We start from the raw sequence: 13,606 nt of genomic DNA on the forward strand, positions 1-13,606 counted from the left end.
TAATCACTCCAATAGCCATTTTCTTATCCTCCCTAAAAATAAAGCCTTTTACTTAAAACCTTTTTTGTAATCGTCAATAAATTTTTTCCCTTTATCAGTTAATTGAAATCCTATATCTAAATAGTCCTCATATCTAAGTTTAGTCAGCATCTCACTTACAGATGCTGGACTAACACTTAGAACTTTTGCTAAATCATTATTTTTTAATTTCTTTTTTCTTTTTGATAATTCCTGAATTGCTAGTAAATAAATTAGTATAGTAGTCGTTTTAATTTGTACCATACCTACCCTCCAAATTATTTCGAAAGGCCTTCAGCAATTTTATCCAGGTTCCATTTCATCATCGCATAGTAACTATCACCATCTTGTCCTTTTTCTGCAATTGAATCAGTAAAAATCGTTGAATAGATAGGAATATTGGTATCTTTTGATACTGTTTTCATTGGTCTATCGTCCACACTGCTTTCTACGAATAAGGAGGGAACTTTTGTTGTGCGTAATTTTTCAACTAAGTGTTTTATTTGATCTGGTGTTCCTTCTTCTTCAGTGTTGATTTCCCAAATGTAAGCAGAAGGCACATTATACGCTTTCGAGAAATATTTAAAGCATCCTTCACTTGTAACAATCATTTTTTTATCATTCGGAATTGAAGCAAATTTAGATTTAGCTTCTTTGTCTAGAGAATCCAATTTTTCAATATACTTATCTAGATTTTCTTTATAGAATTTTTTATTATCAGGATCTTTTTCCGCTAACTGTTTTTCAATATTTTTAGCGTAAATAATACCGTTTTCTAAATTTAACCAAGCATGGGGATCTTCCTTCCCTTTCTCACTCTGACCCTCTAAGTAAATAACATCTATGCCATCACTTGCTGCAAAATAGTCTTTGTTTTCCTCTTTGTTCGCATTTTTTACTAATTTTGTAAACCAAGCATTTCCTCCAGTTTCCAAGTTAACACCGTTATAAAAAATCAAATCTGCTTTTGAAGTTTTTTGAACATCTTCAGGCAAAGGTTCATATTCGTGGGGATCTTTCCCAATAGGTACGATACTGTGTAAATCAATTTTATCTTTTGCTATATTTTCAGTAATATCTGCTAAAATCGAATTAGTAACTACTACCTTTAATTTTTCGTTCGAAGCCACTGTATCTTTGTCTTTACTATTTGTTGAACATGCCCCGAATATAAAAAGAGCAATCAAAATCCCCAGACTTCCCAGTACTGCTTTCCATTTTCTCATCATAACTTTCTCTCCTTCTTTCTTAAAAATTTTTGTTTTGGTGAGATTAGAAAACTAATTACAAATAAGAATGCCGCTGTTAAAACAATACTTGATCCTGCTGCTATGTTAAAACTATAACCAATGAACAAACCTAGCAATGATGAGCACGCTCCGACTGTCGCCGAAATAAATATCATAGTTTTTAAGCTGTTTGCATATAAATATGCTGTAGCAGCTGGTGTAATTAACATTGCAACAATTAATATAGTTCCCACACTTTGCATAGCTGTTACTGCTACTAAAGTTAATAGAATCATTAATAGATAATGATAAAAACTGACATTCATCCCCATTGCTTTTGCCATTAATGGATCAAAAGAAGTGATTAATAATTCTTTAAAAAATAGAACAACTGTAACCAACACTAAAACAGAAACGCCAATTGTAATCCACTTATCAATATCTTGTACAGCTAAAATATTTCCAAATAAGATATGAAATAAATCCGTTGAGCTATTTGCAACTCCTATAAGGATAACTCCTAATGCTAAAAAAGAACTGAAAGTAATACCAATTGCTGTATCTCCTTTTATTACACTATTGCTTTTTATAAAAGTAATAATGATAGAAGCTAATAGACCAAATACAATCGCACCAATAAAAAAGTTAATGCCTAAAATATAAGAAATTGCTACTCCTGGCAAAACAGCATGAGAAATAGCATCACCCATAAGAGACATTCCTCTTAAAATAATAAAACAACCTACTGTTCCAGAAACAATCCCTATAACTACAGATGTAATTAGAGCATTCTGTAAAAAGTGAAAGTCATACAGACCATTAATAAAATTTTGAAGCATATTATTCCCCCTCTCCAATAAATATAGTATCTCCATAGGCTTTTTTTAAATTCTCTTCATTAAATACAGATTCTACACTTCCGTGAGCAATTAGATTTCGATTCAAAAGAATAATATTATCAAAATACTTCTTTACCTTGCTTAAATCATGATGCACAATTAGCACTGTTTTTCCCTGATGTTTCAATTCTTTTAACGTATCCATAATTATTCGTTCACTAACTAAGTCTATCCCTACAAATGGTTCATCTAAAAATATGAAATCCGCATTTTGAGCAAGACATCTTGCTAAAAGTACACGTTGAAATTGCCCCCCAGACAATTCTCCTATTTGATGATTAGAGTATTCTTCCATATTGACCTTTTCCAAAGCCTTAAAAACTCTTTCCCATTCTGAATTTTTAATTCGTTGGAAAACTTTCAATTCAGCATAGGTTCCCATGGATACACATTCTTTTACTTTTATTGGAAAGGTAAAATCAATATCTGCTTTTTGCTCTACATACGCAATCTTTGCTAAATTTTTACTGATATCTTCATTATTAACGTACACCTTCCCCTGATGAGGGACAATATTTAGCATTGCTTTAAGCAACGTAGACTTCCCAGCTCCATTTGGACCAATAATTCCCGTTAAAGTGCCTTCTTGTATTTCTATAGAAATCTCTTTTAATGCCAAAAAATTATTATAACTAACACTAAGCTTTTTCACTTCTAACATAACTTTCTCCTTCTAAATGATAATGATTATCACGATCATATGGTATACAAAAATTATATTTTAGTCAACCCTAATTTTAAAGTTTGTTCACTTTTATTATTTATTTCAAAAAAGATAGTTCCATGTACTTCCTACTAGAAAACTACTTGGCTTAGCAGCTAAAAACTTAACTTTTTCAAAAAATAACTCTCTGGAAAAAGGAAAGGTATCTTCATATAATTAACGGACAGCTAGATTGTCAATAATGACACTCACAAGATAAAGATCCGAATGTTACCTGTTAAATCTTTTAAAATAGGGTTAGAACTACAAAAAACTTCTTTTTCTGTACAGAGTGTCGGACTATCTTTAATATGTTACATAAGGTGGAGTTCTCCCTATGTGACTTTCGCTCTCTCCTTTTACTTGAATAAAGAATTGATTTCCCTTGAGATGTCTCTTACACATCACTCGTTCATAATGTCTCTAAAGAGAGTAAAATCATTGGCTTTGTAAAAACTATCTACGTTGTTGGCAATCCGTCTTATTCCTTTTTTGCCTTAATATTTCATACATTGACTGACTCTGAGGTAATCTCTGCCTATTCTTGACATATCCTTTACGCTGGCACAATCGATACCTCTCTGTTTTACTGCGTTCATCACTGTATAAATTCTGAACGAGTAAACTGTATTCCGCTTATTTCATCATCAATAAAATGAACGGTGTTTTCCAAATGATTTTTATAGAGTTCATTAGCTTTTAACAGGATTCCTTTTTGTTTATCGTCTAGTGTTTCCAAGACTTTTATCATAAATCATAAACACCTTTTGGAGGGTAGTTTGCACTGAGGCTATAAGCCTCTACTACTAGTCAGTACCTCAAGGTGCTGGTTTTATCACTTTCACTTCCTTTTAAGAGGAAATTATCCTACTTTTTAACCCTTAAATTAAAAGGGTCACTGTATTTTGGAACACTCAGTTTATTAAAACCACATCACCCTTTGATTATATTCCTTTATTGTCGCTTCTTAAGACCACACGTGCTTACACAATGTCCCTGTGCCTCAAAATGGCGGTTTCTAAACCTATCTTTCAAATTTGCATGTTTGTCGAATATCATCATGGTGCTTTCCCCTTTTAGATCTCTCATGAGACTCGAAACACTTATTTTGGGCGGAATACTTAGCAATATATATATATGATCTGGCATTACATTGTCTTCAATTATTTCACTCCTTTGTAGCTCTACATAGGCGCTTGATTATTTCTTGCAAATCAGCTCTATATTGATTATAAATGATCTTTCTTCTATACTTTGGAGTGAATGTAATAGGATATTTACGTCCCTGCTTTGTATAAGCAGAGCTACTACTTATGAACCATTTGAATCTCTTCTTTCCGTTATTATATGGCCTAACTAACTACATTTTAACGCGATTAAGGAGTTTTTTAGTAGGACTTTTTATTATTCTACTCTCATATCAGGTGTTTTTGGTTCGCATACTCCACCACTAGAGCCAAAGACATAAAAAAGAATCCGCTCAAGCAATACGTTTGGGCGGATTCCCAAGTAAATAGCCCTAGAAGGGCTCGCTACCTGCTGCTCCCTTTAAGAGAGCTTTTTTAGAGACCGCCAACCGCTACCTTTCTATTCTTATCTAGTTGTTACTTCCTAAATGGATCTTTATACTCTCTTTTGTTTATACTATCCCTTACTCGATCTTCTGCTTCTTGTTCTCGTATATACTTAGCTATCGTTTTTTGGTTCAGTCCTACAGTGCTCACATAATAGCCTTTTGACCAAAAGGATCGATTTCCATAATTGTATTTTAAATTCGCATGACATTCATGAATGATTACTGCACTTCTTCCTTTTAAGAAACCCATAAAACCTGATACACTCAACTTTGGTGGAATTCTTACCAACATATGGATATGGTCGGGCATTGCATGCGCTTCAATGATTTCGACTTCTTTCATCTCACACCATTTTCTTAGTATTTCCCTATATCTCGCCTCAATTGACCATATATTACTTTTCTTCTATATTTTAGTGTGGACACAAGATGATACTTACAATTCCAACGAGTATGTGCTAAACTTTTATCGTCGTTCGCCATTCAAAAACTCCTTTCGACTTGATAACGGTTGGTAGCCTTTATCTATTATATCGAAAGGAGTTTTTATCGCTAAAGCTCTGACCTCCACGCGCAGTACGAGTGTTTTTTTTGTTGAAATCTCTTTAGAGATTTCAACTGACTAAAGTCATTAATAAAAAAACATCTAAAGCAGAAAATCAATTCTACCTTAGATGTTCGTATATCACTCTATCCGTCCTATTTGACAAAGAGCCTTTATTCTGTTGAAATTCTTCACCAACACTCATTAACGAAGAGCCATTCAATTTGATTTTCAACAATAAACTATTAACCTAGAGCCAAATGGACGTTCTCGCTATGTTCACTATCTCCCTTTACAAAGTTTAGATTCAAAGAAGCCTTTATTGTCCCTATGAGCGGTTTGCTATAGGCAAAATTGGAACTTACTCAATAAAATTTATAAGCTAGAATTTATTTTCCCTCTTACTCCAACCCTTATAACCAATCATTGTAATTATTAAGGAAAAAATTAATAGAAGACCACCAAGCCATCCCTTATTAGAAACTTCTCCTGTTTTTGGAAGTAATTGGTACCTATTGTTGGATTGCTGATTATCCCTCGATAATTTCCTAACTTTTTCAGAAAAATCATCTTCGAAATCATCATGTAGTGTCTCGCCCTTACTTACTTTCTTTTTGTCGGATTTTGTGATTATGGGCATAGATTGATATTTATTATTGAATTGCTGAACGTCCTGCGATAATTTTCTAACTTTTTTAGGATCGCCTTCAAAATCGTTTATCTTTTTCTCTATCGGTGTTTTGGGATCATCAATCAAGCTATTCAACCTATTTACTAAGGTTATTAATATATTTTTCGTTATTAAATTATATTTGTCATAAAGATTGAACTCTGAAATAATAGACTTGACCTCATTATTGTTTTCTCCCATTTTCTTCCCAACTGATAATAAAGTATCTATCAAAATCGTTCTATCAGGTTCTACACTTTCTTCTGTCTGTAACATGAATTTCAATTCTGCAGCAGAAACAAATTTATTTGGAATATCCCCATAAGACTCTTTTGCTATAAAGTTAATTGACGTAACCTCAATCGGCTGTTCAAATAGTATACTTTTTTCGTTACTATCATTTCCCCATTCAGAAAATTCAAACGTAATGAATTCTCCTGATATATCTGTTACTTCTAATACACCTGATTTAACACGCCCATTTTTTCCAGATAGACGAGGAACATATACAAATCCCTTAATACTTGTGGGAACTTTTAAGTCAATTTTTACAGGTTTATCAATTGCTATATCGTCATATTTACTGTGCCAATTTGTATTGGTATCGCCATCAAAAGCCAATTCTATTCCCTTCCCAGGTTGTTCATTCGCTCCCATACTGTCAATATCACTTTTATCTATATAGAGTTTTTTAAGAACCAGTTCTTCTTTTTTCTTTCTTATGTCCTCTATTAGTTTATTTACTTCATCTAAGGTTAACACGCGTGGGTCAGCCGTTAAAATTCTACCCAATGCTTCTTTATATCTATCTGAAGTTTCCTTCGTGAATAAAGAATCATCAAATGGCAGGAATTCTTCAACAGCAAATTCCAGTTTAGTAGCCGGTGTCACCTTAACTTCTTCCACAACCAAATTATCCATCACAAAATCAAGATATCCGCCAAAATTAGCTGCATTCCCCTTAACCCCATGTGTATTGGCTGCTGCTGCTGTAGAAAATACACCAATCCATGTATTTCCATTTTCACTACCCGTTACATAATAACTTGCTTTTCCCGGTTTTTCACTATTGGTCCAAGTATTTTTCAAAGGATACATTGTTAATTCAGAAGGATCATTTTGATATTGACCATTCCCTATAACAAATGCATACGTATCATCTGAACCAGTTTCATAATCAAAACTTACTCGATAAACTTTTCCCGGTTCAAATCGGAAATTATGTGGAACAGTTTGATAAAGAAGTTTATTACGAGCTACCAATCCATTTGTCTTAAGTGACCAATTGCCCTCAATAACATCAGATATTTTTTTCCCATTCCATCCTCGTTGGGTATAAGGAGGATTTTTTTCTGAAAGATGGGTTCGATTATCACTTACACCTTCAACTCCACCTATTACAAAAGGATAGATTCCTTGTGGAACATTTTCAAAATCCTGTTTAAATATTCCCTTCTCACTGTCGTGTGAGCCATTAAACATTATAGAATTATTTTCAAAAATTCGAATATCATCAAAATAAGTTGCTTCTTCTCCTGCATCTCTTGAGAGAATCAACATTACATTCTCTACATTTTCTCCAGTTGTAAAATAAATATACATATTTTGGAAAAAACTAAGGTCATTAATCGTTGCATTATTTTTTAAAGTATTATGAGCATAAGCTTTAACAAAGTTTAAAGCAATAGAACGACCCGTTGCATTACTAAACGTCTTTTCTCCTGTATCAACAGAAATTTCTGCACTTGAATCGCTACGATTGTCTACTCCAACGTATACAGCATAATTAGTATTTGGCTTCAGGCCACTTAATTTTTGGGTCAAACTCACTTTTTTATTATTATTCATAATCCTCAACATCGGATTATCTCCTTGCGAACGAACAATCTCAGCTTTATCCCTTTCGCCTTTTATATTCCAATCTCTCAATGTGCCACTGTTAAATCCTTGGTCAACTATATGCATACCTTCTGACCAAACTACTTTTTCATTACTATGCGGTGTACGATAAATTACATACGGAGTCTCTATACTTACATCAATCGTAATCTTACCACCCACAACCTCTACAATAGTTTCATCTGTTTTCCCAAGATCTGTCAATTTATACAGATAGACTTTATTTACCAACCAGTCCCTTGGTAACTCCCATGTAGTACTACCTGTTGTGGTATTATAATAATAAAGTTTTTGGTCATTCTTAGATAATTTACTGCCATCACTCGCCCAATCCCACGGAATAAGATATGCAGAGCCATCATAGATTTTGCGACCATCTAGCGTCATTATACGTTCTCTATAACCAACATCGCGCACATCATTAGACTTTCTAGAAATAACTAACCTTCTATCTTCTTCATCTTTTAGTTTTATTTCCAATTCAGGAATCCATTCGTAACTTTCACCATTATCCTTCATAAACACAGGCGTTCCATTTTCCCAATTTGTCACTTGAAAATGTTGAATAAATTTTGTTGGAAGATTACTCTTAAACAACGTTTTTATATACCCAGCATAATCACTACGCCCTTGCCATCCTTCAAAATCTTTCATATCATATCCACCCAAAAGTGGATTATTTGCTGCCCCACCATAAGAAGGATAATCTCCAATCCATGAGTCTTTTTCGTGATTACGAATAAAACGTACAATACTAGAGTTGATTCCCTTTAATGAATAGCCGCCATAAGTTAAATCGGCTGCCCAATGCTGAAATGTAGAATCATACTCTCCAGCATATCCCCATTCAAAAGCTGCTCTCCATCCATTATCGTTTAATTCCCTTGCCAATTGATGAGTAGCCCACGCACTATTATCTCCTGATTGACCATTTCCCCATACGTCTACATATACAAAATCAAGACCTTCTCCAAGAACTTCTTTTAAATCTTGGAATCGCTTGAATCTACCATGTCCCAAATCATACGAAGCGTCAATATTAATCCCTTGGTCCAACCAATTCCAACCGTAGCTATATGCTCCATCAGAATTCTTTTTTAAACGTTCTGGATTAAAATACTTGGATTCTGGATATGTTTCGGAGGCATTAACGTGAATTCCTAACCGTGCCCCATATTTTTCAGATAATTCTATAAGTTTTTTAAAGTCTTCTGCACCACCTATTCTTTTTCCAATATCAGCATAATTTAAATGCCCAGAATCATGCCCTTCACTCCCATATCCTTTTAACAAAATTGACTGTCCAAGCCCATCAGTATGCAAACTAATCTTTTTAATGCCATCGAGAGTAGTTAAAAAGGGATTCTGAGCTTGTGAGCCAAAGTTCATAGCAATACGATACGCAACCAAATCAGGAACGTCCTCCGAGCCCTTGGCAGAATGCATGATTTGTCTATAAGCAATAGCACCATCTTGCCAGTCTACTATTTCATCCTCATTTAAATCTCTTGTAATTATCACTTTAGCATTAGGTAGCTCCAATGTACGCTCATCATAAACTTGACCCTTATAATTCCTTTGATAAATAAATGGAGCACTCGATATTCCAAGATAATTCTCACCGTTAATTGTTACCTTATCAATTGTTAGTCGAGTATAATCATTTGCTCCACCACCATAACTCCACTGAGAATTAGACCAAACACCCGCTGCTAATTTATTATTAGATACAAATCCATACATGAATCCTATCGGCGGAATGTCCTCCATTGGATTTGTAACATTAATATGAACATCCCCTCTTTTATGAGTATTAGTAGACATTCTGGCACCATCAAAAGCAGCTTTGTCATCTTTACTAGACACAGAAACTAAATAATTACCTGGAAACTCAATTGTTTCAATTAATTTTCTTGTATCATCTATTATTTCCCCCATAACAATTTTATTATAATTGATGACTTTAACAACCTCAAAATGCAACTCATTATTTACAACTTGAAGTTGAACTTCTATTTCTGCATTAATTAAATGTTCCAAATTTTTCAATTTCATCTTATATACTGCTGTAGAATCATTGATTTTTTCAAAAGAAGTTATAGGAGCAACATCAATTCCATTGATTTTGACAATATTAAGAGGGTAGACTTGCCCTGGAAGAATATCCTTCCCAACATGATACTCTTTTACTCTAGGGAATTGAACATCAATCACTGCTTCTATCTGATCCGTTTTTATCGTGTCATAAGTGATTTTAGAATCATCTACAGTAATTCCCAATTCCTTGTCCTTAGATATATTCGAAATGGCAACATTTGATTGATTATCCGTTTTTATATCCACTTTCGTTATTTCGTTCCCAAATGTGCCCAACTTTAAAGCAATTATTTTATTTTCTTTTAAAGTGTCCATCACATTTTTAGGTATATTATAAGTATCAAAAAGATTTTCGCCGTTAACACTCGCGTTTAGCTGGCCATCTTTTTTTAGACTAATCATTAATTCATTTTTTGAGCCTTTCGTTGGTGCTGACACAGAACGTTTAGTTGTCATCCAAGCAGAATCAACTGCAGATTTGTATTGCCAGAACCATCCTTCTCTATCATACCCAACCATTATATAATTTGGTTGTCCATATTTCAATAAAACCCCAAACCGACCTTCTCCTGGTTCAGATAACTCTACAAAAGACAAATTTACTGTAGCATTCCCTGTATCATCAACCTGTAACCCCTCTTTTTCAAATAAAGCCATCTTTTCCCCATTATCATTTTCAAAAGTAGATGATAATGTATTATAACGAATTCCTTCCACTTCATTAACTACTACTGTGCCAGGAATTTCTGAAAAAGAAACCCATTCTTTCTTTTCCGTGCTTTCATCATCTGAAATAGCGCTATCCTCATTGGTATTTTCTATTACTGTTTGGTTCGTTGCGGGCTGTCCTGATATTTCATCCATTGACGAAGGCGCATCTTTAGATTCATTAGTTAATATATGGTCCCCATTGGAACTTTCTATTACTACAGCATCTGCCACTGGGCTACCTTCTGTTATACCAGATGATTCATCTGCTGTTGATGTTTTAGTCTTTTCGTCATCTGAAATAGTGCTGTCCTCATTGGTATTTTCTATTACTGTTTGGTTCGTTGCGGGCTGTCCTGATATTTCATCCATTGACGAAGGCGCATCTTTAGATTCATTAGTTAATATATGGTCCCCATTGGAACTTTCTATTACTACAGCATCTGCCACTGGGCTACCTTCTGTTATACCAGATGATTCACCTGCTGTTGATGTTTTAGTCTTTTCGTCATCTGAAATAGTGCTGTCCTCATTGGAATTTTCTATTACTGTTTGGTTCGTTGCTAGTTGTTCTGATGCTCTAGCAACTTGATTATTTACTGAGAAAACTGTCGCTGTACAACCTATAAACAAAAGAGGAGCTATAGCCCCTAATTTACCCTTTTTATGTTTTTTTAAACGTTTCCTTATCATTCTATCCCTCTCCCATTTTTGATATATCACATAGATAAACTTATCTTTAGTTAGCTTTGTTCATTCACTTCACTCATAAGACGAAACACTTATCGGGGGCTATAATTATGAGGTAGATGAATCAGAATTGATCCTTAACTTCCAGCTTCGTTTTTCACAACTTATCAGTCCTATTTGACAAAGAGCCACAAAAAGCTAAAAAGATAAGATCAACGTCACACAATACAATTGACGATAACCTTATCTTTTATGAGAAAGTAAATTACAAAAATCAAAAGATAAGAATTCTAGGTGCCTTTTCTAGTCATCTTCATTTTCCAAATCTTCAATAATTACCTTTCCTACATCACAAATACCGTTCTTTCCATCAACTACGAAATCACTTTCCGCATTAATTAACTCCCCATTAATGAAACTAATAACCATTGGCAGATTCATTCCTGCATACAGCGGAATATCCTTGCCAGAAATTATCTCTTTTGAAATAATATTACATGGTGTTCCGCCCATTAAATCTGCAAAAACGACATATTCGCTTAGCCCCTCGATAGTATCAAAAAATTTTTTTCGAAAATCTTCTGGCCCTTCTGAAGGTAATAAAGAGACTGTAAAAATATTATCCTGTTGTCCCATAATCATCTCAGCGCTATTTTTTAATTCTTCACAAAATTTTCCATGACTTATTAATACTAAATTATGTTTCATTATACTATTACTCCCGTTTATTTAGATATAATTCCTAAGGCAGATAAAGCAACACAAACTACCAATACAATTAGAATTCCCTTTGTAGAAGTCATATTCTTTTTCCCTAACATCCAATAAATTGCTCCTACAATTCCAGCCGGTAATAATCTTGGTAAAATCATATCCAAATTATTTTGCATATCTACAGTAACATCCCCAAAATTAGGTACCCAAGCAAATTTTACATTGACCATAGTAGCAGCTAAAGCTCCTACCATAAATACCCCCATCAATGTTGCAGCATCAGTTAGCGCTGTTAGTCGATGTTGCATTGTTGTAACCAACGATATGCCTTCTTTGTATGCAAATTCCAACTGTTTCCAACGAAAAACATTCACCGCCATTTGCGCAACAATCCAGATAAAGATTCCAGTTGGGTTGCCATTGATTGCCATATTCGCAGCTAAAGCACCAAATATAGTAGGGATTAATGCTCCAAAAATAGAATCTCCAATAGAAGCGAATGGTCCCATTAATCCAGCTTTTAACCCCGAAACTGTATCAATTGCTTTAATCCCTTCCCTTTCCTCAATAGCCAAGTCAATTCCTGTAATTATTGTGTTAAAGAAATTAGATGTATTAAAGAACTGTGTATGGGTCTTCATCGCTTGCTTTAATTCTGGTGTATTGTCCCCATAAATTTTCCGTAACTGTGGAAGAATTGTGTACAAATATCCCGATCCCTGCATCCGTTCATAATTCCAACCTAATTGATAATTGAATAGATTTCTTCTGTTAATTTGTTTAAAATCTTTTTTAGTTAACTTATAGTTAGATTTCGTCATCGTCAATTTCTCCTTCCTCTAAAGTTCCGCTTTCAGATTTAGTAATATTTTGGCTCTGAGTACTCGTGTTATTTGAACTATTCTTATAGCTAATTGCAGCAAAAGCAAAACCAATCAAAGCAACCCCTAACATTGGTAAGCCATTAAACACACCTTGAAAATCTTTTACAACAGTAGCTACACTAGTTCCTAACAACTGAATATTGCTAAACACTGTGGTTAGCAGTGCCGTTATAGTAAATCCTAAAATTAAATAAGGAAAATGTTTTTTAACTGGCAAATATCTTAATAAAATTGCAAAACCTACAGCTGGTAAAACAGCCCCTGCTACAGATAATCCATCTCCTAACCATTTTAAATCTCCATTTAAAATAGTTACTACCTTCTCTACAACTCCTCCGCCGAATGCTAGAGCTAAGAACACCGGCACTAATCTAGATAAACTCCAAGGTAGCGCCCCTAATAAGAAATTTCGACCGATTGCTTTATAATCCATATCTTCTACATTTTTATCAATGCGATGCGCAAAAAACGTATTAGCAAAACGTGCCAAAATATCTAATTGAATCATTAAACTAGCTACCGGAACCGCTATCGCAGCTACAGCTTGCTTCGGATCCATTCCAAGAGCTACAGAAAATGCTGTTGCTAAAATCGCTCCAGAGTTAGCATCAATTTTAGAAGCTCCACCAAAAGTCCCTACACCTAATACCATTAACTGCAAACTACCACCAATGTATAAACCTGTTACAACATCTCCCATTACCAAACCAGAAAAAAGGCCTGCAAAAACAGGAGCACTCATTGAAGAGTAAATTTGCAATTCATCTAAAATTTGATATCCTGCGTATAAAGATAATAATAAGACCTGCCACCATATAATATCCATTTTTTCTCCTCCTATATCTTTTTTATTTAATTAACAAAGACATAAATTCGTCTGCTTTATCACTTGGGACCATTTGGGCAATTAAATGAACGCCTCTGTCATTCAATTGTTTAAAAACTTCAACATCCTGATCCACAACATTAATCGAC

The 13,606-nt window shown here is 34.2% G+C and carries 8 protein-coding genes and 3 pseudogenes; all 11 read right to left on the bottom strand.

The window, feature by feature from the left end:
- Window positions 1–48: 48 nt before the first annotated feature.
- Window positions 49–282, bottom strand: coding sequence for a metal-dependent transcriptional regulator (locus tag ECA01S_RS12810; RefSeq protein ID WP_002302393.1), 234 nt, complete (start codon window positions 280–282; stop codon window positions 49–51).
- 14 nt (window positions 283–296) lie between these two features.
- Window positions 297–1,247: a metal ABC transporter substrate-binding protein gene (locus ECA01S_RS12815; protein WP_002297295.1), complete on the bottom strand. Its 951-nt coding sequence runs from the start codon at window positions 1,245–1,247 to the stop codon at window positions 297–299.
- Window positions 1,244–2,086: a metal ABC transporter permease gene (locus ECA01S_RS12820; protein WP_002297294.1), complete on the bottom strand. Its 843-nt coding sequence runs from the start codon at window positions 2,084–2,086 to the stop codon at window positions 1,244–1,246. Before ECA01S_RS12820 ends, ECA01S_RS12815 begins: the two co-directional genes overlap by 4 nt.
- Window position 2,087: 1 nt before the next feature.
- Entirely contained in the window at window positions 2,088–2,807 is a 720-nt protein-coding gene (locus ECA01S_RS12825; protein ID WP_016250145.1) for a metal ABC transporter ATP-binding protein, read from the bottom strand.
- 909 nt (window positions 2,808–3,716) lie between these two features.
- Window positions 3,717–4,164, bottom strand: a pseudogene (gene tnpA, locus ECA01S_RS14590) (IS200/IS605 family transposase).
- Window positions 4,165–4,453: 289 nt separating this feature from the next.
- A pseudogene (gene tnpA / locus ECA01S_RS12830) lies at window positions 4,454–4,908 on the bottom strand (IS200/IS605 family transposase).
- Between the two features lie 443 nt (window positions 4,909–5,351).
- Window positions 5,352–11,036 carry an endo-alpha-N-acetylgalactosaminidase family protein gene (locus ECA01S_RS12835; RefSeq protein ID WP_016250144.1) on the bottom strand — a complete coding sequence of 1,895 codons (5,685 nt, stop codon included), beginning with the start codon at window positions 11,034–11,036 and terminating at the stop codon, window positions 5,352–5,354.
- 300 nt (window positions 11,037–11,336) lie between these two features.
- Window positions 11,337–11,741, bottom strand: coding sequence for a PTS sugar transporter subunit IIA (locus tag ECA01S_RS12840; protein WP_010746313.1), 405 nt, complete (start codon window positions 11,739–11,741; stop codon window positions 11,337–11,339).
- Between the two features lie 17 nt (window positions 11,742–11,758).
- Complete coding sequence (locus ECA01S_RS12845) at window positions 11,759–12,568, bottom strand: PTS system mannose/fructose/sorbose family transporter subunit IID (RefSeq protein WP_010746314.1); 810 nt, start codon at window positions 12,566–12,568, stop codon at window positions 11,759–11,761.
- Window positions 12,555–13,457 carry a PTS mannose/fructose/sorbose/N-acetylgalactosamine transporter subunit IIC gene (locus ECA01S_RS12850; RefSeq protein ID WP_010746315.1) on the bottom strand — a complete coding sequence of 301 codons (903 nt, stop codon included), beginning with the start codon at window positions 13,455–13,457 and terminating at the stop codon, window positions 12,555–12,557. Before ECA01S_RS12850 ends, ECA01S_RS12845 begins: the two co-directional genes overlap by 14 nt.
- 22 nt (window positions 13,458–13,479) lie before the next feature.
- Window positions 13,480–13,606: pseudogene (locus tag ECA01S_RS14595) on the bottom strand (PTS mannose transporter subunit IIAB); the annotation flags it as partial.

It is taken from the genome of Enterococcus canis NBRC 100695, assembly GCF_001544375.1.
Taxonomy (GTDB): Bacteria; Bacillota; Bacilli; order Lactobacillales; family Enterococcaceae; genus Enterococcus_H; species Enterococcus_H canis.